The organism is Pantoea sp. ANP04 (assembly GCF_041982285.1).
Lineage (GTDB): Bacteria > Pseudomonadota > Gammaproteobacteria > Enterobacterales > Enterobacteriaceae > Pantoea > Pantoea eucalypti.
This window is the reverse complement of the sequence record NZ_JAUTYS010000003.1, coordinates 326907-350911: the sequence shown is the minus strand read 5'-3', so window position 1 is coordinate 350911 and position 24005 is coordinate 326907. Positions and strand designations below refer to the sequence as shown.

Here is a 24005-nt window from a genome sequence, read left to right as displayed (position 1 = left end):
GAAGGCCTGCACCATTAAGTATTACGCATCATTCCTTCTATTAAAACTGCTAACCTGTGCAGGAATATAGCCGGTATGTGCTTTTACTCAGGAGACCAGCGTCATACCCGCCAGTTTGCGCCAGTAACCGTTACAATCGCTGCCTTTCGCGACCATTAACGGTGCCTGGCCGTTTTCATTGGCGCGGAAACGGTCGATCTCCGCCAGCGTCGTGACACCCTGCGGCGAGAGCCGGACACAATCAACCCGATCGCGCATACCGGCCAGATCGTTACCCAGGTTATAGCAGTAGCCGCTCATGGTCTGAATGCCATTGAGGACGAACACCTGCTGTCCCTCCTGAGAGTTAACGCGACGGCCTGCTGGATAGTTGATGCAGCAGGTTTCGCAGTCATCTTTCGCGCGGTTTTCCGAGCGGGCGGTGAAGCAGCGCGCCGAGAGCGCCAGCGGCAGATGACCGTAGCCCAGCACCTCCACCTCAAATTGCTGCCGGATACCTCGTCTCTCGCACTGCTCCAGCAGCTGTAGCAGCCAGTCACGGGACATCTCCACCGGCATACACCAGCGCGTCATGCCCTCTTTGACCAGCAGTTGTAGCGTGTCAGCGTTATAGACATTCAGCGTCGGGCCCGCGACAAAAGGCAGGTGACGTTCAGCGGCCATATTGACCGCGCCGATATCATTGGCTTCAATCAGAAACTCGCCGTTCTCAACGTAACGCTGCAGCTCTTTCAGCTCAGAGGGTGACTGCAGCAATGCCAGCGTGCTCAGTACCACCTGTTTGCCGCTGGCCGCAACTTCGCGGGCCAGATCCATCCAGCGCGCATAGGGCGTGGCGCGGCGTTTACTGCACACCGCTTCGCCGAGATAGATAATATCTGCGCGACTGCGGACAGCCTGTTGATAGAAATCTTCCAGCGTATCGGTTGGCCAGTACCAGAGCACCGGCCCAAGGGCATATTGCATCATGACTCCTTATTGCCATTCACGGTGATAAGCACCCAGCGTGGTTTGCGTGCCTTCGGAGAGGTCGCCCAGCGTCTGCATCCACTGCGGCGCGACGTCAAACTGTTCCGGCTGCGCTTTGCAGCGATCGATGGCCTGACGCCATACGCGTGCCACGTCAGCAACATAGGCGGGGCTGCGCTGACGGCCTTCGATTTTCACTGAGGCGATGCCTGCCCGCAGCAGTTCCGGCAGCAGTTCCAGGGTGTTGAGGCTGGTGGGTTCTTCCAGCACGTGATAACGCTGATTGTTAACCTCATAACGCCCTTTACATAGCGTCGGGTAACCTGCACTTTCGTCCGGCGCGTAGCGATCAATCAGCACTTCATTGAGACGTGACTCCATGCCCTTTGGCGTCTGCTGCCAGCGCACAAATTTCGCCGGGGAGCAGGCGCCCGCGCTGTTAGGTGATTCGCCAGTCAGCCAGGAGGAGAGGTAGCAGCGGCCTTCGGCCATAATGCACAGGCTGCCAAAGGCGAACACCTCCAGCGGCACCGGCGTGCTGCGCGCCAGCTGTTTAACCTGATGAATCGACAGCACGCGCGGCAGCACGACACGTTGCAGATTGAAGTGGCGATGGTAAAAGCGAATTGCCTCCAGATTGGTCGCGGAAGCCTGGACAGAGAGATGACGTTCAACCTGCGGATAGTGCTTCGCGGCATATTCCAGCGTGGCGATATCGGCCAGGATCAGCGCATCGGCGCCGTTTTGCGCCGCCACATCGATTGCCCGCTGCCAGCGCCCCATACCATCCGGATGGGCAAACGTATTAATCGCCACATGCAGTTTGCGCCGATGCTGATGCAGATAGCGCGCCGCTTCAGCCAGCTTTTTATCGGTGAAATTCAGGCCCGCAAAGTGACGGGCATTGGTGTCATCTTTCAGTCCCACATAGACTGCATCAGCCCCATTCTCTGTGGCGGTGCGGACGGCGGGTAAATTTCCTGCCGGACAGAGCAGTTCCATAGATGTTCCTCTCAACATGCGATGGGCGTCGAGTCTAGGCATCTGATCCGGGCAGTGTTTTGATTTGGGGCAGTGAAATTCCAGTTCATCGGCCCTTGCGGCACTTTTTTCCTTGCCACCGCAGCCGTTTTTATTGATCTCAGAGGAGGCGCGCAGAAAAGGATATGGCAATATACGTAAAATTTTCTAAAGGGAGTGACGAAAGTGTTAGAGCGGATACATGCCCATTTTGTAAAAAATGGCCCTAAAATCTTAGGGTTACCCGCAGCACTCACCCCATTTCCGGTCAAACAGTTGATTCTGCAACAACTCTTAAACTGGCAATTTCGCCATGCTTTGGCTGAAGGTGAGTTAGACTTTCTGAACGGTCGCCTGCTGGGTATCGAGATTGCCGATCTCAATCTGCACTGGATCACCACGCTGCAGGACGGCCGACTGGCGGTATTGCAACAGTCCGAAGCGGATGTCTGGTTTCGGGGCAATGCCAATGATCTGTTGCTGGTGGCAGCACGTAAAGCAGATCCCGATATGCTGTTCTTTCAACGCCGGTTGGTGATTGAAGGTGACACTGAACTGGGACTTGAGGTGAAGAACGTAATGGATGCTATTGAACCTGAGGCTATGCCCACCGCGTTACGCACGGCAATTGAACAGATGGCGAAATTTATCGATGCCGGTATGAAACAGGACGCGAAGGCCGCACGGGCGCGCGCGGGTGCCGCATGTTGATCCGTAGCGAAATTGGTGTTGATGCCGCGGGCATCGACGCATTGCTCAAACGCTGCTTCAGCACCCCGGCAGAAGCGGAACTGACTCAGGCGCTGCGTGAAGATGGTCTGCTGACGCTCGGCGTGGTCGCCACTGATGAGGAAGGACAGGTGCTGGGTTATGCCGCATTCAGTCCGGTCAGCGTTCAGGGTGAAGATCGCGGCTGGGTGGCTCTGGCACCGCTGGCCGTCGATGAGACGCTACGCGGCCAGGGTCTGGCCAGCAAGCTGATTTATGAGGGGCTGGATACGCTCAATGAATTTGGCTACAGCGCGGTCGTCGTGCTGGGCGATCCGGCGCTGTTCAACCGTTTTGGTTTTGAACCGGCGGCACGTTACGGTCTGCGCAGTCGCTGGCCGGGAACAGAGGCCGCATTCCAGGTCTACCGTCTGGCGGAGAATGCTTATGACGGCGCGGAAGGGCAGATCGACTACGCCGAACCCTTTAATCGCCAGCCGTAATACTCAGCCAGCTCTCCAGACTGATCGGCTGAGCCGCCACCAGCAGTAATTTCTGTTGGCGGGGCAGTTGCTTAACCTGATACTCCAGTCTGGAGGCGCTGGCACGATCGCCCGCTGCACAGTGAAACACCAGGTCCAGCGGACCTTTGCCGCGTAGCGCACGTGCGCCACGCCCGCTCTGGTGCTGAGCGACCCGGCGCACCACATCCGTGGTGATGCCGGTGTACAGAATCCCTTTCGCCGTGCGGACGATGTAGAGTTGCCACTGCTGACTCATCGCAATCATTTCCCAAAAAAAGGTGCCGGGCAGTGTAGCGCGCTTCACGCTCTGGTGCACCGCCAGGAGTTTATCTTGTCCGATCACGCCCATCTGGTTCGCTACCTCAGAAAGCAGCATGTGCTTTCACTCTGCTGTACCGCCGACGATCAGCTGTGGTGCGCTAACTGCTATTACGTCTTTGATGAGACGCGCATGGTCTTCTGGATCATGACCGAACCCGATACCCGCCATGGCGAGTTGATGGTGCAGAATCCGCAGGTGGCGGGCACCGTTAATGGTCAGCCCAGAAGTGTGTTGCTGATAAAAGGGGTGCAGTATCGTGGCCGGATTAAAAGGCTGGAGGAGGCCACAGAGCAGATTGCCAGAGCCGCTTACCAGAAACGTTTTCCGGTCTCACGCAAAGTGTCGGCACCGCTGTGGGAGATTGAGCTGGATGAGGTGAAAATGACGGATAATGCGCTGGGATTCGGCAAGAAAATTGCCTGGGTGCGGGAAAAATAGAAACGCCCCTTTCAGCTGAAAAGGGCGTATCGGGTTTACAGCGCTTCGAGGATCCGCAGGGATTCACGATTAAAGGCCGGTAAATCGTGCGGCGTGCGGCTGGTGACCAGCTTATCGCCGTCTACCACCACTTCTTTATCATGGAAGTCAGCACCGGCATTGATCAGGTCAATGGCAACGGCTTTAACCGTGGTCATCTTGCGACCGCGAACGCCATTCGCGCTGATCAGCAACTGTGGCCCGTGGCAAATGGCAAAAATGGGCTTGCCGCTGGCAACAAACTCTTTGGTAAAGGCCACGAAACGATCGTCGCCGCGCAGGGCGTCAGGCGAGTGACCGCCTGGCAGAAGCAGGGCGTCAAATTCAGCCGGGCTGACATCATCGATGCTGCGATCGATGGTCACTTCCGCTTCGCCTTGCTTGCCTTTAACAACATTACCGGCTTGTTTCTCAATGGTAACCACCTCAAAACCAGCGCGTTTATACACTTCCGCAGGTGAAGTAAATTCTGAGTCTTCAAATTCATCGGTAATTAAAACCGCAACTTTCTTGCTCATCTTTTTCCTCCTGAAATTTGTGGAGCGCGAGGCGCGCTTTCCGGATAACGCTGTAAGTCTGGTCGCTGAGAGTCAGAACGCAAGCCAGCCCGTGAAGATCAGCTATCTTTTAACCTATACGCAGTGAAATAAGGACGAATCTGAGATGAATCGCGTATTACTGACCGGTGCAACCGGCTTAGTCGGGTCGCATCTGCTGCGCTTACTGATTCAGGATCCGCGCGTCGATGAAATCATCGCGCCAACCCGACGGCCACTGCCTGTGATGCAGAAAGTCGTGAACCCGGTTGAAGCCGATCTCACCGATGTGCTGGGGCCGCTGGACTGTTCACTGGATACGGTTTTCTGCTGTCTTGGCACCACGCGTAAGCAGGCGGGCAGCAAACAGGCATTCATCCACGTCGATTACACTCTGGTCGTGGACAGTGCATTGTGCGGATTACGCTTAGGGGCGAAGCAGATGCTGGTAGTCAGCGCGCACGGCGCCAGTCGTCACTCACCGTTTTTATATAATCGTGTTAAAGGTGAAATGGAGAATGCACTGCGCCATCAGGGCTGGCCGCGCCTGACGCTGGTGCGGCCTTCACTGCTGCTGGGAGAGCGCAAGCAGAAGCGCGGCGGTGAAAGCCTGGCGGGGCCGCTTTTCGCGCTGCTGCCGGGTAACTGGCGCGCCGTGCATGCGCGCGACGTCGCGCGCTGTCTGCACCAGCAGGCTTTCACTCAGGAAGGTGAGAGCGTCACTGTCATTGAGTCAGGCGATATCCCGCGTCACTCAGCGTAACGGCCAGATAATCTGATTACGACTGCCGCGCCATTGCAGCGTGGCATCTTTCTCTTCTTCGACAAAGCGACCATCGATCAGCACGTCGAGATAGTCCAGCACAGCGCGCTGCGCGCTGTTCAGCTCCTGCATCCGGTAACCGGTCCAGAGCCAGATATCTTTATCGGGACATGTCTGCCGGACCCGTTTTACCAGACGGCGGATGTGCGGCACGTTTTGCGGATGCAGCGGATCGCCGCCGCTCAGCGACAATCCCTGGCGCGGAATGCGCGTATCCTGCAAATCCGCCAGCAGTTGCTCCTCCATCTCAAGTGTAAAGGGCACGCCGGAGTCGAGCCGCCAGGTGCTCTGGTTGTAGCAGCCGCGACACTGATGTTCGCAACCGGCGACAAACAGTGTGCAGCGGGTGCCGGGACCATTAATAATATCGACATCATAGTAGCGATGGATATGCATCATCCCAGCGGTCCCTCTTCAAGATGTTTTACCCGACGCTGCACTTCCTGCTGCTTACCGGCGTTAAACGGCCTTGCATCCGGACTGCCCAGATAGCCACAGACCCGTCGGGTGACAGAGACGCGCGCCGGATCGTGGTTGCCGCAGTTCGGGCAGGTAAAGCCGCGGCTGGTACAGGTGAACTCGCCGTTGAAGCCGCACTCGTAGCATTCATCAATCGGTGTGTTAGTGCCGTAATAGGGCACGCGGTCATAGCTGTAATCCCAGACATCCTCCAGCGCTTTGAGATTGTGCTGCACATTCGGGTATTCGCCATAACAGATGAATCCGCCATTCGACAGCGGCGGATAGAGTGCTTCAAAGTCAATTTTGTCGTAAGGATTCACTTTCTTCTCAACGTCGAGATGGAAGCTGTTGGTGTAGTAGCCCTTGTCGGTGACGCCCGGCACCAGGCCAAACTGCGCGGCATCAAGACGACAGAAGCGGTCACACAGATTCTCGCTCGGCGTGCTGTAAAGGCTGAAACCGTAGCTGGTTTCCTCTTTCCAGCGCTCGGTGGCATCACGCATACAGGCAATAATATCCACACCTTTAGCACGCAGCGCCGCGTCATCGTAAGGGTGTTTATGACCGCCGCTGAGTGCGTTCAGCGTTTCGTGCAGGCCGATATAGCCCAGCGACAGCGACGCACGGCCATTGCGGAAAACAGGACCAACTTCATCATCCGCATTCAGCCGGACGCCACAGGCACCTTCCATGTAGAGGATGGGCGCGACGCGTGCTTTGGTCTTCTCCAGCCGCGCGACCCGCGTCATGAGCGCCCGCTTAGCCAGCAGCAGGCGCGCATCGAGCAGCCTCCAGAAACGCGCCTCATCGCCGCCTGCTTCCAGCGCAATGCGCGGCAGATTCAGGCTGATCACGCCGATATTATTGCGCCCTTCATGAATCTGCTCGCCATTCTCTTCATAAACGCCCAGGAAGCTGCGGCAGCCCATTGGCGTTTTAAATGAGCCGGTCACTTTCACAACCTGATCGTAATTGAGGATGTCGGGATACATCCGCTTGCTGGCACACTCCAGCGCCAGTTGCTTGATGTCGTAGTTAACGTCGCCCGCCCGGCGGTTAACGCCCTCGCGAATGCTGAACACCAGTTTTGGAAACACCGCTGTTTTGCGATTTTTACCCAACCCCGCCAGTCGGTTGCGCAGAATTGACTGCTGAATCAGCCGCGCTGCCCAGTCAGTCCCCAGACCAAAACCAAAGGTGACAAACGGCGTCTGGCCATTGGCGGTGTGCAGGGTATTCACCTCATACTCCAGCGACTGAAAAGCGTCGTAGCACTCTTTCTCCGTACGCTGGCGTGCATACTCTTCTGCCTGTGGAATCTGCCACTGCTCAGCAATCGCCAGATGCCGGGTATAGCTCTGCTCAACAAACGGAGCGAGCACTTCATCAATGCGGTTTATGGTGGTGCCACCGTAAATGTGGCTGGCGACCTGGGCGATGATCTGCGCCGTGACGGCGGTGGCGGTGGCGATCGATTTAGGCGGCTCGATCTCAGCATTGCCCATTTTGAAGCCGTTGGTCAGCATACCTTTCAGATCGATCAGCATGCAGTTGAACATCGGGAAGAAGGGCGAGTAGTCGAGATCGTGATAGTGGATCTCGCCGCGCTCGTGCGCCAGCACCACATCGCGCGGCAGGATCTGCTGCTGCGCGTAGTGCTTTGCCACGATCCCGGCCAGCAGATCGCGCTGCGTCGGGATCACTTTGCTGTCTTTATTGGCATTTTCGTTCAGCAGCGCCGCGTTGGTCTGATCGACCAGGCCGCGAATGGCGTGATGTAACTGGCTCTGGCGATCGCGAGCGACATCGCGATCGTGGCGGTATTCAATGTAAGCGCGTGCCAGCTGCGGGTATGGGCCCGCCATCAGCGTCTCTTCCACTGCACACTGAATCTCCCGGATATCCACTTCCGGACGATCGGCCAGCCGCAGTGCAACCTGCTCAGCGACCTGCGTGCACCAGGCCAGGTCATCGACCTCTGCTGCCTGTGCCGCCGCCGCGACGGCCTGCTCAATACGCTGCGCATCAAAACCCGTCCGACATCCATCACGCTTGATGACCACCGTCGCCATTTCTCTCTCCGTAAACTACATATAGGTGCTTGATGGATTCTATCCCCTACATGTAGTGATTGCTGCGAATTATTGCGTTCTGTTTTGACCTGAAACAAGGAAGATTCAACACGGCAGGGAATGCCGACTGAGGTAAGAATCAGGTTTTGAGATCAGGTTTCCGGGTGATTAACTGGCGTATTGGCGTGCAGCAACTTTAATCAACGTTATGCCCTGTTAAAACGTTGACGTCACAAGGATGCCCGCCAATGTGGTTACCCCGTTCTCTGCTCCTGCTTTCAGCCTTTTGTCCACTCGTCCTGGCCAGTCCGCTGCCACTGATGCCCTGGCCGCAGCAGGTGGAGCAGCCCGCCAGTGGCGGTGCACTTACCCTGACGCCGCAACTGACGCTGCAAATCTCAGGTGATCATCTGGCAGGTGCGGAAGCACGCTGGCTGGCGCGAATCAGTAACCAGACGGGCTGGCCGCTGTTGCCTGCATCCCAGCCGGTGGCCGCGCCGACTATACGTATCGTCATTGCAAAGGCGGTGGACCCGCTGCCACTGCCCGACAGCGATGAGAGCTATCAGTTGCAGGTCGATGGCGACGGCGTCCTGTTAACTTCACCCAGCCGTTTTGGCGCGATGCGCGGTATGGAAACCCTGCTGCAACTTATCCAGAACGGTGCACAGGGCACGACGATTCCTTACGTGACCATCCACGATCATCCCCGCTTTCCGTGGCGTGGTGTGCTGATCGACACAGCGCGCCACTTTATGCCGGTAGAGACACTTAAACGTCAGATCGACGGCCTGGCCGCCGCGCGAATGAACGTCTTTCACTGGCATCTCACTGACGATCAGGGCTGGCGCTTTGCCTCCAGCCACTATCCCCAGCTGCAGCAGAAAGCCAGCGATGGCAACTACTACAGTCAGCAGCAGATGCGGGAGATTGTGAAATATGCCACCGAGCGTGGGGTGCGTGTGGTGCCTGAGCTGGATATGCCGGGACACGCCTCTGCGCTGGCGGTGGCGATGCCGGAGCTGATAAGCAGACCGGGAAATTATCAGATGGAGCGCGGCTGGGGCGTCTTTAAACCGCTGCTCGATCCCAGTAACGAACAGGTTTATGAGGTGATCGACTCGCTGGTGGGTGAGATGGCGGCGATCTTCCCCGACCCCTGGCTACACATCGGCGGCGATGAAGTCGATCCCACCCAGTGGAACGACTCACCCGCGATTCAGCAGTTCATGCGCGATCACAATCTGAAAGATGCGCATGCGCTTCAGGCGTACTTCAATCAGCGGGTGGAAAAGATCCTGGAAGCCCATCACCGTCAGATGGTGGGCTGGGATGAGATCGCCCATCCCGATCTGCCGCGCAGCATTCTGATCCAGTCGTGGCAGGGCCAGGATACGCTGAGTGCGCTGGCAAAAGAGAACACGCGCGGCATTCTCTCCACCGGGTTCTACCTCGATCAGCCCCAGCCTGCCAGCTACCACTACCGCAATGAGGTCACGCCGCGCGGGCTCAACGGCCTGGATCGTCTGCGGCCCGGCGATCAGGCGCAGAGCTGGTCATTCACGATGCCGCGCCTCAAAGGCAGCCCGGTGAAGGGCAGCTTTACGCTCATTCAGGGCGAGTCGGGCTGGCGCGGTTTTATCGACTTCGACGGCAAGTCCCGGCGGATGATCCGTGAGATCAACTGGCTCTCGACGCAGCAGGTGCAGTTCAGCGTGGATAGCTGGATGGGACCGTTCCAGCCGGTGTTCACGCTGCAGCAGCCGTCCCTCAAAGGCTATGTGCTGGTAGGCAACGTCCGTTATCCCACCAGCGGTCAGCGCCTGATGCAGCCGCCGGCGGGCATCGCGCCCGTGCTGCCCACGCCAGAACAGGTGCAGCACAATCTGCTGGGTGGTGAGGCAGCGCTGTGGGCGGAAAACATCAACAGCCAGATTATTGATACCAAATTGTGGCCGCGCGCCTTTGTGGTGGCTGAGCGGTTATGGTCGGCAGAGGATGTCACGAACATGGATTCAATGTATTCGCGGCTGTCAGCGATGGATCGCTGGAGCACTGTATCGGTGGGAACGCTGCAGCAAGCCCAGACGGAGCAGCAAATGATGCGGCTGTCCAACGGGCACGATATTGCCCCACTGCAAATACTGGCTGAGGTGCTGGAACCGGCGCAGTACTACACCCGCCAGCATCTGAAGTTTCAGGCGGGCCATTACGACTATCACGAGCCGTTAAACCGGCTGGCGGATGTGCTGCCTGCCGAGAGTGAGGCGGTGCGCCAGCTGGCGCAGCATGTCGCCGTGTTAATCGCCAACCGTAATAACCCGGCCGCTGCCTCCGCAGTTCGTGCGCCGCTGCAGCGCTGGCAGGCCAACACGACTGCGGTAATGCCGATCATCAACGGTAGCGCGACGCTGAAGCCGCTGGCACACAGCGTGCAGCAGATTGAGGTGCTGAGCACCATGGGCCTCGCGCTGGTGAATGCTTACGTCCGCAATCAGGCGTTTGGTGCCAGCGAAGTGGCGGAGATGCATGCGACACTCGATGCCGCTGCGCAGGTGCAGGATGAAACGGTGATTGCGCTGGTCAGGCCGCTGGAGACGCTGTTGCGCGCCTTTCAGTAAATGCGGTGGCCGGTGCGGAACCGGCCACCGTGGCATCAGGCCGGGCCGCTGACTGAATGGCGACGCACCAGCGTCGGGCTGAACATGTGGGTGACTTCTGGCAGCGGCAGATCGTTAGCCAGTGCCAGCGCAAGCTGGGCTGCCTGCTGCGCCATGGTGACAATCGGATAGCGGACGGTGGTGAGGCGCGGTCGCACATAGCGCGACACCAGCACATCATCAAAGCCGATCAGTGACATCTCTTCCGGCACGCGAACACCGTTATCGCTCAGCACTGCCAGTGCACCTGCCGCCATGGAGTCGTTGTAACAGGCGACAGCGGTAAAGTTCCTGCCGCGCCCCAGCAGTTCCGTCATCGCCTGCTCACCGCCGACTTCATCCGGTTCGCCCCAGGTGACCAGCCGGTCGCTGCACGGCAGGCCGTGCTCTTTCAGCGCATCGTAGTAACCCTGCAGGCGATCTTCGGCATCAGAGATGGTGTGGGTCGAACAGATAAAGGCGATATTCTGATGGCCGAGCTGGATCAGATGACGGGTGGCAAGCCAGGCACCGTAGCGATCGTCAAGCGCAATACAGCGCTTTTCAAAGCCTTTTATCAGCCGGTTCAGCAGCACCATACCGGGCACCTGCTTCATCAGCACTTCCAGCTCTGCGTCGGGAATTTTCTTGGCGTGAACCACCAGCGCCGCGCAGCGATGACGCATCAGCTGTTCAATCGCCTGCCGCTCTTTTTGCTCATTATGGTAACCGTTACCAATCAGCAAAAAGTTACCGGTATCGCCTGCCACCTCATCCACGGCTTTAACCATCGCGCCAAAAAAGGGATCGGAGACGTCACCGACAATCAGGCCGAGCGTTTCGGTCGATTGTTGCGCCAGCGCGCGTGCGTTGGCATTCGGGTGATACTGAAGCTGCTCCATCGCCTGGCCTACGGCCTGTCGGGAGCTGTCGCTGGCTTTGGGAGAATTATTGATTACACGTGAGACTGTGGCGACAGAAACGCCCGCCAGTCGCGCAACATCCTTTATGGTAGCCATGCGTTGACCTGCTTTGGGGAAAACGTTTACACATCACATCAGTGTTACGGAAAAGGGCGGACACATCAACCCGACAGAATGTCAGCGTCGTCGCAAAAAGGGGCGAAATCGGGCACTCAGGCACATCTTCTGCTCAGCCGCCGCCCCGTGTTATGCTCAATCTCCCACCTGGCTACCGTGAAAAACAACGATGAAAACCAAAGTGCCACATCTGGCTCACTGGGGCGCCTTTACCGCCGTCACTGAAAACGATCGCCTGATTGGCTGCGAACCCTTCTTCGCCGATGCCGATCCGTCACCGATGATCCACACCATTCCTGAACTGGTCTACTCCGACAAACGCATTCGCCAGCCGATGGTGCGTCGGTCGTGGCTAAAGTCACGCGAAAAGAGCGATCGCACGCTGCGTGGCCGGGAAGATTTTGTCGCCGTCGACTGGGAAACCGCGCTGGACCTGGTGGCGGAGGAGAATCGCCGCGTGCGCGAGCGTTACGGTGCATCGGGCATTTTCAACGGCTCCTACGGCTGGTCATCGGCTGGACGCGTTAATCACGCCCGCACCCTGGTTCGTCGTTTCTACTTTCAGGGTGGCGGTGGCGTCGATCAGCAGGGCAACTACAGCTGGGGTGCCGCGCAGTTCTTCCTGCCCTATGTAATCGGCACGTATATGCCGCTGACCGGGCGCGTCACCGAATGGCCGCAGGTGGTGGAACACGCCGAAATTTTTGTCGCTTTTGGTGGGCTGGCGCTGAAAAACGCCCAGGTTGCCTCGGGTGGCGCAGGGCAGCACAGCCTGAAACCGGCGCTGATGCAGCTGGCGGCCAAAGGGACGCCGGTAATCAACATCAGCCCGATGCGCGATGACTGCCCGGAATTCGTTAACGCCGAGTGGATCCCGATTCGCCCCAATACCGACGTGGCGCTGATGCTGGCGCTGGGCTATGAAATCACCCAGCGCGGCGCGGTTGACGAAGCGTTTCTCGCCAGCCACTGCACCGGCTGGCCGCAGTTGCGAGCCTATCTGCTGGGTGAAACCGACGGCGTGGCGAAAACCGCTGGCTGGGCCAGTCGTATCACCGGCATTCCAGCGGATAGAATTGTGCAGCTGGCGCAGCAGCTGACCGGCAAGCGCAGCTTTATGACCTGCTCCTATTCCGTTCAGCGCGCCCATCGCGGCGAACAGCCTTACTGGATGATGATTGCGCTGTCGTCGATGCTCGGCCAGCCAGGCCTGCCGGGCGCAGGTTTCTCCTTTGGTCACGGTTCAATGAACAGCGTTGGCAACCCGCGTCAGGAGGGGCCAGCCCCGATGATGAGCACCGGCCCCAATCCGTCCGGGCTGTCGATTCCGGTGGCGCGCATCAGCGACATGCTGCTCAATCCCGGCCAGCCGTACCGCTTCCAGGGCGAAACGCTGCACTATCCTGACATTCACATGGTGCACTGGGCGGGCGGCAATCCGTTCCATCATCACCAGCAGCTGAACCGGCTGGTGGAAGGCTGGCAACGGCCCGATACGGTGGTCGTGCAGGATATCGTCTGGACGCCTGCTGCGCAGATGGCGGATATCGTGCTGCCTGCCACCACCACGCTGGAGCGCAATGATATCGGTGGCTCCTCACGCGATCGCTTTGTGCTGGCGATGCATCAGGCGATCAAACCGCAGCACCAGGCGCGCAACGACTTCGATATTTTTGCGGACCTGGCCGAGCGCCTCGGCTATCGCGACACCTTCACCGAAGGGCGCAATGAGATGCAGTGGATCGCCCATCTTTATCAGCAGTGTGCGACCGCGCATCAGCGCAAAGGCATCGATTTCCCCGAATTTGATGCGTTCTGGCAGCGCGGCTTTGTGGAAATTCCGGAAGGCGGCAAGCCCTATCAGTTTATGGAGGCGTTCCGCGCCGATGCGCAGGCGAACCCGATTAAAACCGCCAGCGGCAAAATCGAGCTTTTCAGCCAGACCATTGCGGACTACCAGCTTGACGATTTTGCCGGTCATCCGGAGTGGCGTGAACCGCAGGAGTGGCTCGGCTCGCCGGTCAGCCACGACTATCCGCTGCACATGATCTCAATTCAGCCTTCGGACCGGTTACACAGCCAGCTGGATGCCACCGAAACGGTGCAGGGCAATAAAACTGCCGGACACGAAACGCTCTACATGCATCCACAGGATGCAGCAGCGCGCGGTCTGGTGGAGGGCGACGAGATTGAGGTGAGCAACGCACGCGGCGTGATGCTGGCGGGCGTGCGGATCACCGAGGGCGTGACGCAGGGCGTGGTCATTATCTCTACCGGTGCCTGGTTTGATCCTGGTTTTGGCAAGGCGTGGCAGCCGCACGATCGCGCGGGTAACCCCAATGTGCTGACGCTCGATATCGGAACCTCGTCGCTGACGCAGGGACCAAACGCCATGAGTTGCCTGGTGGAAATCAAAAAACATCAGGATTGCACAATAGCGTAAGGATCTCATGGCTGGTTACATTTTGCGGGTAACTGTTGCGTTTGAGAGATAGCAGCCGATTAATCCCTCTTGCTACATTCAGGGTCCCAGAGGTATTGATGGGTGAACATCAATAGATTTTCTTGATTACACCAACCTGCGCAGATGCGCAGGTTTTTTTTGCCCAAAATCTGCGGCCGATAACGAACTGATACACAGTTTTCCTGTTATACAGCCAGCGCTTTCTTTATAACTGCTGGCACCAGCCTCTTTCTCTTATTTTGCGCAGCGGAATGCCATGCCCCGGATTAAAAAACTACTGGGAAAAGACCAGATAAAAGCGCCATTTAACCCTTTTCGTTTTCGGCTGATCTGCCTGGGTGTCACGACCTGTCTGGTGGTGCTGCTGGCGCGCGTCGCGGACCTGCAGTTCCTGAATCAGCCGATGCTGGAGCACGAAGCCGATCAGCGATCGCTACGTACCGTCACGCTGCCGACCAGCCGCGGTACCCTGCTGGATCGTAACGGTGAAGCGCTGGCGCTTAGCGTGCCATCGCGCGATGTCATTGCCGATCCGCAGCGAGTGCTTGAGAGTAACCCCGATTTCACCAGCGCTAAATGGGCCTATCTTGCGGCGGCGCTTAACACCCGTCCTGAAGAGCTGGCGGCGCAGATCACTGCTAACCCGAAACGTCGCTTCCTCTATCTGGGCCGTAAAGTTGAACTGGGCATCGCGAAAGATATTAAAGAACTGAAGCTGAAAGGCATCAGCGAAGTCTACGACGACAGCCGTTTCTATCCGATGAGCGAGGCCTCTGCGCCGCTGCTCGGCATTGTGGGAGCGGATAACGTGGGTCTTAATGGCCTGGAAAAAGGCTTTGATAAAGTGTTGCAGGGCGAGCCTGGCAAAGAGGTCTATCGTCAGGATGCGGCGGGCAATATCATCGCCATGATCAACTATCAGCCGCCGACTCAGCCGCCAACGGTGCAGCTCAGCATCGACAAATATGACCAGTACACGCTTTACAGCAAACTGCGTGACGGCGTGCTGATCAACAAGGCGGATTCAGGCGCCGCCGTGCTGGTGAAAATTGACACCGGCGAGATTCTGGCGATGGCCTCCTATCCGTCGTTCAACCCTAATAACTACGAAGGGGCGACTCCGGCGCAGATGCGTAACTCGGCCATCAATGACAGTTATGAGCCGGGATCGACTGTTAAGCCGTTAGTGGTCATGGAGGCGCTGGAGCGCCACCTGGTGCGCCCGGATTCCGTCATCGATACCACGCCTTATAGCGTGAACGGCCACCTGATCCGCGACGTCGGTCACTGGCCGCGCCTGACCATGACGGGCATTCTGCAAAAATCGAGTGACATTGGCGTATCACACCTCGCGCTGGCGATGCCTGCGGAAGCGCTGGTGAATACCTATCAGGCGTTTGGCCTGGGTAAACCCACCGGATTAGGGCTGACCGGCGAAAGCGTCGGCTACTTCCCGCTGCACCGCGCCCGCTGGGCCGATATCGAGCGAGCCACTTTCTCCTTTGGCTACGGCCTGCGTGTCACGCCGCTGCAGATTGCCCGTGAATACGCCACGCTCGGCTCTTATGGCGTTTACCGTCCGCTGTCGATCACCCGCGTTACGCCACCGGTCATGGGGCGGCAGGTTGCCAACCCGGAAACGGTAAAAGAGGTGGTGCATATGCTGGAGAGTGACGTCCTGCCGGGCGGAACCGGGCTGAAAGCCGCGGTGCCGGGATATCGTCTGGCGACCAAAACCGGTACGGCGGAAAAAATGGGCACCAGCGGCAAGTATGATGGCGGCTACGTCAACTACACCGCCGGTATTGCGCCAGCCAGCCATCCTGAAGTGGCGCTGGTGGTGATGATCAACCATCCAACGGCAGGCGATCACTTCGGTGGCTCGGTTGCCGCACCGGTGTTCGGTAATATTATGGGGCCGGTGCTGAAACACATGAACATTGCGCCAGATGCCATTTACACGAAACCGGCGACCAATACTTCGGATAAATCTTAGTGGAATCAGAGTGTAAGCGAGACGTGAAAGATATTCACACCTCGTTGCACTTCCCCGAATTCGGTTGCGTTTTCTCGCTGTCCCCGCGCGGTCAATCAGTGCGAGGATAGCAGTCCCAGAGGTATTGATGGGTGTGAAAACAACACCGCTTCGGCAGTGAGATTCCTGTTATTACACCAACCCACGCAGATGCGTGGGTTTTTTTTGCCTGCTCGCCGGACGCTCTCTTCCCCGCTGTATAACCGCCGTTAAATCATCATCGTTCTTAACGAAACCCTGACAGTTTGCCAATAGAAAGGCGCGTCGGCTTTCACCGATAATGGCCGCCGTGAATCCTGGCGTTTTTTTGCTCGCCTCAGCCGGTTCACACTGCCGCATTCCGTATGTTCCGGGATTTCTTTTTCTGCTTACCTGAAGAGTTTGACGATGACTCACCTTTCTCGCCCCGGGCGTACTTTTGGGCTCAAATGGCTGCTCCTGTTGCTGGTGGTTGCGATTGTCGCGGGCGTTATCTGGCGTCTGCTGACGGCGGGTCATGGGCCGGGTGAGGGGATGCCGCCGGGCAGGCATGGCGCACATGGCATGATGGGCGGCGGGGCGACGCTGGTTCACAGCGGTATGGCCAGCACGGCGGATGTGCCGGTGTGGCTCAATGCGCTCGGCACGGTGATCCCCAACGCCAGCGTGACGGTGACCAGCCGCGTTGACGGCCAGCTGGAGCAGGTTTTCTTTACCGAAGGGCAGAAGGTCAGTGCCGGGCAGTTGCTGGCGCAGATCGATCCGCGCAGCTATCAGGCGACGCTGAACCAGTATCAGGGCGAACTCAGCGAAAATCAGGCGCTGCTGAACAGCGCCGAACTGACGCTGGCGCGCTACCGCAAACTGGCGGCACAGGACGCGCTGGCGCGTCAGGATCTGGACAGCCAGATTGCCACCGTCGGGCAGTATCGCGGTGCGGTCGCCGCCGATCAGGCGCAGATCGCCAGTGCGAAGCTGAGCATTGAATATGCCCGCATCACCGCCCCGATCAGCGGGCGCGTCGGTTTGCGTCAGATCGACCCCGGCAACATGGTTCAGAGCGCCAGCAGCACGGGCCTGGTGACGATCACCCAGATGCAGCCCGCCGCCGTGACTTTTAGCGTGCCGCAAAGTGATATCCCGGCGCTGGTCAGCGTGCTGCATCAGGGCCAGAGCCTGCCCGCCACGCTGTTTGATCAGGACAACCAGCATCAGCTCGCCAGCGGCGAAGTAAAGTTCATCAGCAACCAGATCGACACCGCCACCGGTACCGTGGCGCTGAAGGCGGTGTTCGCCAACCAGGATGAGTCGCTGTTTGCTAACCAGTTTGTCAATCTGCGGCTGCAGCTCCGGGTGCTGAAAGGCGCGACGGTGATCCCGGCGCAGGCGCTGCAGCTCAGCAGCGACGGCAGCTTTGTCTTTGTGATCAATCAGGATCACACCGTCACGCGCAAAGCGGTCACCACCGGCCCCACGTTCGGCGACGATCAGCAGGCGATCCTCAGCGGCGTTTCGCCAGGCGATCGGCTGGTGACGGAAGGGATCGATCGCCTCACCAGCGGCAGCAAAGTCACGCTGGCCGATGAGACACCTGCTGCCGGTGCCGTGTCGAAATGAACCCGTCTCGCCTGTTTATCCTGCGTCCGGTCGCCACCATTCTGCTGATGGTCGGCGTGCTGATCTCCGGTATTTTTGCCTATAAATTTCTGTCGACCTCGGCGCTGCCGCAGGTCGACTATCCGACCATTCAGGTCACCACGCTCTATCCGGGCGCCAGTCCGGATGTCATGGCGTCGTCAGTCACGTCGCCGCTGGAGCGCCAGTTAGGGCAGATGGCCGGGCTGAGCCAGATGAGCTCCACCAGCGCCAGCGGCGCGTCGATCATTACCCTGAAGTTCAGCCTCGATCTCTCGCTGGATGTCGCCGAGCAGGAGGTGCAGGCAGCGATCAATGCGGCGAATAACCTGCTGCCCGACAATCTGCCCAATCCGCCGACCTATAAAAAGGTTAACCCGGCGGACAGTGCAGTGGTGACGCTGGCGGCGAGCTCTAACACGCTGCCGCTGACCGAGGTGCAGGATCTGGTCAATACCCGGGTAGCACTGAAGCTGTCGCAGATCTCCGGTGTCGGGATGGTGACGCTGGCGGGCGGACATCAGCCCGCGATTCGGGTGCAGATGAATCCTCAGGCGCTGGCGGCGCATCATCTGACGCTGGAGGCGGTGAATACGCTGATTGGCAACAGCAACGTTAATGGCTCCAAAGGCGGCTTTGACGGGAAATATCATTCGGTCACCATCGATGCCAACGACCAGCTGCGCACCGCCGACGCGTACGGCAACCTGATTCTCACCTATGAAAATGGCGCGGCGCTGCGCCTGAAAGATATCGCCCATATTGAACAGGGCCCGGAGAACAACTTCCAGTCAGCGTGGGCCAACAACCAGCCGGCGATTGTGATTAGCGTGCAGCGCCAGCCGGGCGCAAACGTAATTCAGGTGGTGGACAACATCAAGGCGCAGCTCCCCGCGCTGCAGGCGGCGCTGCCGGACGGGGTGAAGATGACGATTCTCTCCGACCGCACTCAGACCATCCGCGCCTCGATCAGTGATGTGCAGTTTGAGCTGATGCTGTCGATTGCGCTGGTGGTGATGGTGACCTTCCTGTTCCTGCGCAACGTGGCCGCTACGCTGATCCCCAGCGTGGCGGTGCCGCTGTCGCTGATCGGCACCTTTGGTGTGATGTATCTGGCAGGCTTCAGCCTGAATAACCTGTCGCTGATGGCGCTGACTATCGCCACCGGTTTTGTTATTGATGACGCCATCGTGGTGGTCGAGAACATTTCCCGGCGGCTGGAGCAGGGCGAGTCGCCGATGGAGGCTGCGCTGAAGGGCTCACAGCAGATTGGCTTCACCATCATCTCGCTCACCTTTTCACTGATTGCCGTACTGATCCCGCTGCTGTTTATGGGTGATGTGGTCGGGCGACTGTTTCGGGAGTTCGCGATCACGCTGGCGGTGGCGATTCTGGTGTCGATGCTGGTGTCGCTGACTCTGACGCCAATGCTGTGTGCGTATCTGCTGCGCCACATTCCGCCCGAACAGCAGTCAACTTTTTCCCGCAAGGGCGGCGAACTTTTCGATGCGCTGGTGCGCGGCTATGACCGGCTGCTGACCGTGGTACTTAACCATCAGAAACTGACGCTGCTGGTGGCGCTGGCGACCTTCGGGCTGACCGCGCTGCTCTATATGATGGTGCCGAAGGGCTTCTTTCCGACCCAGGATACCGGGCTGATTCAGGGCATTACTGTCGCCTCACAGGATGTCTCATTTAAAGCGATGGCCACGCGGCAGCAGGCATTGTCGGCTCTGATTCTGAAAAACCCGGCGGTGGAAAGCGTCTCATCGACGATTGGCATCGACGGCACCAACACCAGCCTCAACAGCGGACGGTTACAGATCAACCTTAAGCCATTTGGCTCGCGTGATGTGAAAGCGGATGAGGTGATTAAACAACTGCAACAGGCGACCGCCGATGTGCCGGGCATCCGGCTCTATCTGCAACCGGCGCAGGATCTCACCGTCAACGACCAGGTCTCGCCGAGTCAGTATCAGTTCACCCTGGACGACGCCGACAGTGAGAATCTGGTCAGCGGGTCGTCAAAAATGGTGGCGGCGTTGCAGCAGCGGCCCGAATTTAATGGCGTGGTAAGTAACCTGCAGGATCAGGGGCGCGTCTCATACGTTGAGCTGAACCGCGATAAAGCGGCGCGCTTTGGCATTACTGCGTCGGACGTGGACACCGCGCTCTATAACGCTTTTGGTCAGCGTCTGGTCTCGACTATTTTCACCCAGTCGAATCAGTATCGGGTGGTGCTGGAAGTCGCTCCGGCTTACCAGCAGGGTCCGGCGTCGTTTGATGATGTTTATCTGCAGCCCTCTTCCGGCAGCAGCTCGTCATCAACCACCAGCACGGCTTCATCCACGGCTTCGTCATCAACATCAACGTCTTCATCAACGTCGACGTCCAGCTCAGCTTCTGATAGCGACACGGCCAGCAGCGGCATGGTGAAACTTACCGCTATCGCCACTATTCATCAGCGCACCGGCTCGCTGATGCACATGCGGCTGAATCAGTTTCCGGCGGTGATGATCTCCTTCAACCTTAATCCGGGCTACTCGCTGGAGGATGGGCAGCGGGCGATCGCCGACGTGCGGCAGCAGTTGCACCTGCCAGAGAGCACCACGCTGCGTTACCAGGGCGAAACCTCGGTGTTCCAGAGTGCCACCAGCAACACGCTGTGGCTGATTCTGGCGGCGCTGATCACTATGTATGTGGTACTCGGCATCCTCTACGAGAGCTTTATCCATCCGGTCACCATTCTCTCAACGCTGCCGTCGGCGGCGGTGGGCGCGCTGCTGACGCTGTTGCTGGCAGGCACGGAGTTCAGCCTGATTGCGCTGATTGGGGTCATCCTGCTCATCGGCATCGTGAAAAAGAACGCCATCATGATGATCGACTTCGCGCTGGAGGCAGAACATAAGCAGCATCTCAGCCCGCGTGACGCGATTCATCAGGCCTGTCTGCTGCGCTTCCGCCCGATCCTGATGACGACCATGGCGGCGTTGCTCGGCGCGTTACCGCTGATGCTGGCTTCCGGCTCGGGCGCAGAGCTGCGGCAGCCGCTGGGGCTGGTGATTGTCGGCGGGCTGATTGTCAGTCAGGTGCTGACGCTCTTTTCCACGCCGGTGATCTACCTGCTGTTTGATGGGCTGGCGCAGCGCGGCAACGCCTGGGTGAAACGCCGTCAGCAGCAGGCGCGGAGTGGACAATGAATCTGACCCGGCTGTTTATCTTTCGTCCGGTGGCGACGCTGTTGCTGACGCTGGCGATACTGTTGCTCGGCGCGCTGGGCTACCGGCTGCTGCCGGTGGCACCGCTGCCGCAGGTCGATTTCCCGACCATCATGGTCAGCGCCAGCCTGGCGGGGGCCAGCCCGGAAACGATGGCCGCCACCGTCGCGACGCCGCTGGAGCGTTCGCTGGGGCAGATTGCCGGTATTAGTGAGATGACCTCCAGCAGTTCGCAGGGCTCCAGCACGGTCATCCTGCAGTTTGATCTGGACCGCGATATCAATGGCGCGGCACGCGACGTACAGGCGGCGATCAACGCGGCGCGCAGCCTGCTGCCGAGCGCGATGGCCTCGCTGCCCACTTATCGCAAAGCCAACCCGTCAGATGCGCCAATTGTCATGCTGGCGCTGACCTCCGCCACCCGCTCGCCCGGTGAGCTTTATGACCTGGCAGAGAGCAAAATCGAACAGGTGATGGGGCAGGTGCAGGGCGTCGGCGAAGTCTCGCTGATGGGCAGCGCCTTACCCGCGGTGCGCATCGATCTGCAGCCGCTGAAGCTGACGCATTACGGCATCTCGCTGGAGACGGTGCGCGCCGCTGTCGCCAACAGCACCACCAATCTGCCCAAAGGAATTTTGCAGAGCAGTGACCAGTCGTGGCTGGTGGACAGCAACGGCCAGCTGGAGAAGGCCGCCAGCTACCGCGATCTGATCATCACCTGGCAGCAGGGCAAGGCGGTGCGGCTGCGCGACGTCGCCACAGTCTATGACTCGGTGGAAGATCGTTATCAGGCGGGATTCCTCAATGCCACGCCTGCGGTGATGATCGGCATTAAACGTCAGGCGGGCGCGAACATGCTCGAAACCATCGACGCGATCAAAGCGCAATTGCCGCTGCTGGAAAAAAGTCTGCCCGCTGACAGCCAGCTGAAAGTGGTGGTTGACCGTTCGCCCGGCGTGCGCGCCTCACTGTATGACACCGAAGAGACGCTGCTGATCGCGGTGCTGCTGGTGATTGCGGTGGTGTTTATTTTCCTGCGCAATCTGCAGGCGGTGATCATTCCGGCGCTGGCGCTGCCGGTGTCGCTGATCGGCACCTGCGCGGTGATGTACCTGCTGGGTTACAGCCTGGATAACCTGTCGCTGATGGCGCTGATCGTCTCCACTGGCTTCGTGGTGGATGATGCGATTGTGGTGCTGGAGAATATCACTCGCCATATTGAGCGTGGGCTGAGTCCGCTGCGGGCGGCGCTGCGCGGGGCGCAGGAGGTGAGCTTCACCGTGCTGTCGATGACCGTGTCGCTGATTGCGGTGTTTATCCCGATCCTGCTGATGGGCAGCATTGTTGGACGGCTGTTCCGCGAATTCGCCGTAACGCTCACCGTGTCGCTGCTGATCTCGCTGTTCGTCTCACTCAGCCTGACACCGATGCTCTGCGCACGCCTGCTGAATCCCAAACCGCCCGTCAGCCAGCGACCACATCCGCTTTATCAGTTTATTGAAAATCAGCTGAACCGCCTGCTGGCTGCCTACGGACGCGGGCTGGCCTGGGTGATGCGCCATCAGAAGCTGACGCTGCTCAGCCTGCTGCTGACCGTGCTGCTGAACGTTTTTCTCTTTACCGTGGTGCAAAAGGGCTTTTTCCCCAATCAGGACACCGGGCTGCTGATGGGCGCGCTGCGTGCCGATCAGAACATCTCATTCCAGGCGATGAAGCCGAAAATGCTGATGTTTACAAAGATCATTCAGAAAGATCCGGCGGTCGAGAGTGTGATGTCGTCTATGGGCAGCGGGATGTTTGGCTCCCGCAACAGCGCCAACTTCTTTGTGCGGCTCAAGGATTTTAGCCAGCGCGATGCCACGGCTACTGAAGTGGCTAACCGACTGACGCGCAAAACCAGCCATATCGCCGGGGCGCAGATGTTCCTGATGGCGGCGCAGGATCTGCACATTGGCGGACGTAGCGCTAACGCGACGTATCAATACAGCCTGCAGGCGGACGATCTTGCGCTGCTGCGGGTCTGGACGCCGAAAGTGCAGGCGGCGCTGGCAGCCATTCCCCAGCTTAACAGCGTAGATTCCGACTCGCAGACGGGCGGTCAGGAGGTGGAGCTGACGATTGACCGCGACCGCGCCACCCGACTGGGCGTCAACGTGAAAATGCTGGATACACTGCTGAATAATGCCTTCAGCCAGCGGCAGATCGCCACGCTCTATCACACTCTGAATCAGTATCACGTGGTGATGTCGCTGCAGGACAGCGACACCGCGAATCCGGCGACGCTACAGCAACTCTATGTGATTAACGACAGCGGTGATCGCGTGCCGCTCTCCGCCTTTGTCCGCTTCAGCGGTGGCAACGCGCCGCTGTCGGTGGCGCATCAGGGCCAGTCTGCCACCAGCACGGTGGCATTTAACCTCAATGATGGCGTTTCGCTGGAGCAGGCGCAGTTACTGATTAAACAGGCGATGGCGAAGCTGGGCCTGCCCTCGACCATTCATGCCGGTTTTGCCGGTACCGCCGCGGCCTTTTCACAGCTGACCGGCACCATGCCGTGGCTGATTCTGGCGGCGCTGGCGGCGGTCTACATCGTGCTCGGCGTGCTCTATGAGAGCTATATCCATCCGCTGACCATTCTCTCGACGCTGCCGTCAGCGGGCGTCGGAGCGATGCTACTGCTGCTGCTGACCAACACGCAGCTCACGGTGATCGCGCTGATTGGCATCATCCTGTTGATCGGCATCGTGAAAAAGAACGCCATCATGATGATTGATTTCGCCATTGATGCGGAGCGGCGGTTGGGCATGTCGCCGCAGCAGGCGATCACCCAGGCGTGCCTGATGCGCTTCCGGCCAATCATGATGACCACACTGGCCGCCTTTTTTGGCGCCTTGCCGCTGGCGCTGGGCAGCGGCGGTGATGCCGACCTGCGCAGTCCGCTGGGGATAGCGATTGCAGGTGGGCTGGCGCTTAGCCAGCTGCTGACACTGTTCACCACGCCGGTTGTTTATCTTTGGCTCGATCGTCTGGGCCGTGCCACTCAACGTCAATGGCGTCGTTTGCGCCCTGCGGAATCCTGATC

The 24005-nt window shown here is 58.8% G+C and carries 17 protein-coding genes; 10 read left to right on the top strand and 7 right to left on the bottom strand.

The window, feature by feature from the left end:
* Positions 1 to 87: 87 nt before the first annotated feature.
* A complete protein-coding gene (locus Q7C21_RS06420) occupies positions 88 to 966 on the bottom strand; it encodes a U32 family peptidase (RefSeq protein WP_008925427.1) in 879 nt (292 codons plus the stop codon).
* Between the two features lie 9 nt (positions 967 to 975).
* Positions 976 to 1971, bottom strand: a complete 996-nt coding sequence (locus tag Q7C21_RS06415; RefSeq protein WP_008925428.1) for a peptidase U32 family protein — start codon at positions 1969 to 1971, stop codon at positions 976 to 978.
* Positions 1972 to 2175: 204 nt separating this feature from the next.
* On the opposite strand from Q7C21_RS06415, the gene Q7C21_RS06410 reads away from it, so the two are divergent.
* On the top strand, positions 2176 to 2700 hold the full coding sequence (locus tag Q7C21_RS06410; RefSeq protein ID WP_003851052.1) for an SCP2 domain-containing protein: 525 nt from the start codon (positions 2176 to 2178) through the stop codon (positions 2698 to 2700).
* Entirely contained in the window at positions 2694 to 3200 is a 507-nt protein-coding gene (locus tag Q7C21_RS06405) for a GNAT family N-acetyltransferase (RefSeq protein WP_008925429.1), read from the top strand. The genes Q7C21_RS06410 and Q7C21_RS06405 overlap by 7 nt, the downstream gene beginning before the upstream one ends.
* On the opposite strand, the gene Q7C21_RS06400 is transcribed toward Q7C21_RS06405, so the two are convergent.
* A complete protein-coding gene (locus Q7C21_RS06400; RefSeq protein WP_033743118.1) occupies positions 3184 to 3477 on the bottom strand; it encodes a GIY-YIG nuclease family protein in 294 nt (97 codons plus the stop codon). The two genes, Q7C21_RS06405 and Q7C21_RS06400, sit on opposite strands and share 17 nt — an antisense overlap.
* Positions 3478 to 3552: 75 nt before the next feature.
* Between Q7C21_RS06400 and Q7C21_RS06395 the strand changes: the two genes are divergently transcribed.
* Positions 3553 to 3981: a YhbP family protein gene (locus tag Q7C21_RS06395; protein WP_039658932.1), complete on the top strand. Its 429-nt coding sequence runs from the start codon at positions 3553 to 3555 to the stop codon at positions 3979 to 3981.
* Between the two features lie 35 nt (positions 3982 to 4016).
* Here Q7C21_RS06395 and Q7C21_RS06390 read toward each other — a convergent pair whose 3' ends face one another.
* Positions 4017 to 4538: a type 1 glutamine amidotransferase domain-containing protein gene (locus tag Q7C21_RS06390; protein WP_003851045.1), complete on the bottom strand. Its 522-nt coding sequence runs from the start codon at positions 4536 to 4538 to the stop codon at positions 4017 to 4019.
* Positions 4539 to 4683: 145 nt separating this feature from the next.
* On the opposite strand from Q7C21_RS06390, the gene Q7C21_RS06385 reads away from it, so the two are divergent.
* Entirely contained in the window at positions 4684 to 5319 is a 636-nt protein-coding gene (locus Q7C21_RS06385; protein ID WP_078804843.1) for an NAD-dependent epimerase/dehydratase family protein, read from the top strand.
* Here the strand turns inward: Q7C21_RS06385 and nrdG are convergent.
* Both nrdG and nrdD read right to left on the bottom strand, forming a co-directional pair.
* A complete protein-coding gene (nrdG, locus tag Q7C21_RS06380; protein ID WP_238343242.1) occupies positions 5311 to 5775 on the bottom strand; it encodes an anaerobic ribonucleoside-triphosphate reductase-activating protein in 465 nt (154 codons plus the stop codon). The two genes, Q7C21_RS06385 and nrdG, sit on opposite strands and share 9 nt — an antisense overlap.
* A complete protein-coding gene (gene nrdD, locus Q7C21_RS06375; RefSeq protein ID WP_375150529.1) occupies positions 5775 to 7913 on the bottom strand; it encodes an anaerobic ribonucleoside-triphosphate reductase in 2139 nt (712 codons plus the stop codon). Before nrdD ends, nrdG begins: the two co-directional genes overlap by 1 nt.
* A 248-nt stretch (positions 7914 to 8161) precedes the next feature.
* Between nrdD and Q7C21_RS06370 the strand changes: the two genes are divergently transcribed.
* A complete protein-coding gene (locus tag Q7C21_RS06370; protein WP_375150528.1) occupies positions 8162 to 10534 on the top strand; it encodes a beta-N-acetylhexosaminidase in 2373 nt (790 codons plus the stop codon).
* 35 nt (positions 10535 to 10569) lie between these two features.
* On the opposite strand, the gene galR is transcribed toward Q7C21_RS06370, so the two are convergent.
* On the bottom strand, positions 10570 to 11571 hold the full coding sequence (galR, locus tag Q7C21_RS06365; protein WP_003851033.1) for an HTH-type transcriptional regulator GalR: 1002 nt from the start codon (positions 11569 to 11571) through the stop codon (positions 10570 to 10572).
* 190 nt (positions 11572 to 11761) lie between these two features.
* Here galR and Q7C21_RS06360 point away from each other — a divergent pair, with 190 nt between their 5' ends.
* From Q7C21_RS06360 to Q7C21_RS06340, 5 genes are all read left to right on the top strand, one after another.
* Positions 11762 to 14035 carry a molybdopterin guanine dinucleotide-containing S/N-oxide reductase gene (locus Q7C21_RS06360; protein WP_039658925.1) on the top strand — a complete coding sequence of 758 codons (2274 nt, stop codon included), beginning with the start codon at positions 11762 to 11764 and terminating at the stop codon, positions 14033 to 14035.
* A gap of 277 nt (positions 14036 to 14312) precedes the next feature.
* Entirely contained in the window at positions 14313 to 16052 is a 1740-nt protein-coding gene (locus tag Q7C21_RS06355) for a penicillin-binding transpeptidase domain-containing protein (RefSeq protein WP_039658924.1), read from the top strand.
* Between the two features lie 426 nt (positions 16053 to 16478).
* On the top strand, positions 16479 to 17687 hold the full coding sequence (locus Q7C21_RS06350; protein ID WP_008925436.1) for an MdtA/MuxA family multidrug efflux RND transporter periplasmic adaptor subunit: 1209 nt from the start codon (positions 16479 to 16481) through the stop codon (positions 17685 to 17687).
* Entirely contained in the window at positions 17684 to 20905 is a 3222-nt protein-coding gene (locus Q7C21_RS06345; protein ID WP_375150527.1) for an efflux RND transporter permease subunit, read from the top strand. Before Q7C21_RS06350 ends, Q7C21_RS06345 begins: the two co-directional genes overlap by 4 nt.
* On the top strand, positions 20902 to 24003 hold the full coding sequence (locus tag Q7C21_RS06340) for an efflux RND transporter permease subunit (protein ID WP_003851023.1): 3102 nt from the start codon (positions 20902 to 20904) through the stop codon (positions 24001 to 24003). Before Q7C21_RS06345 ends, Q7C21_RS06340 begins: the two co-directional genes overlap by 4 nt.
* Positions 24004 to 24005: the final 2 nt, after the last annotated feature.